This window comes from Mesorhizobium sp. M2E.F.Ca.ET.209.01.1.1 (assembly GCF_004010375.2).
GTDB lineage: Bacteria > Pseudomonadota > Alphaproteobacteria > Rhizobiales > Rhizobiaceae > Mesorhizobium.
Map to the genome: position 1 here is coordinate 1 of NZ_SADP02000871.1, position 314 is coordinate 314.

Here is a 314-nt window from a genome sequence, read left to right on the forward strand (position 1 = left end):
TTCGACTACAACAACCCCTCCGCAAACAAGGTCTCCTGGACCAGTGGTGTCGTGCGATATACCGGCGACGACGGCAACACGGCCACCCGCACGATCGCAGCCGGCAACGCCACCTGGACGACCGGCACGCTCTTCATCTGCTACACGAAGAACGCCACTGTGCTGACGGCCACGACCGACCCGCTGGTGGCTTTCGACCACGATGCAATCGTGGTGGCGACCTACAAGGGCGACAAGGCTCTCGACGGCTCCTACGGGCGCACGATTATCGACGGTGGCCAACTGAAGACCGGCACGGTGATCGCCGACCAGGC

At 63.4% G+C, this 314-nt stretch carries 1 protein-coding gene; it reads left to right on the plus strand.

Annotated features, from left to right (window positions below; genetic code table 11):
• Positions 1–314, plus strand: a 314-nt coding sequence (locus tag EN852_RS41465; protein WP_189546591.1) for a hypothetical protein, incomplete at both ends; no start/stop codon positions are given.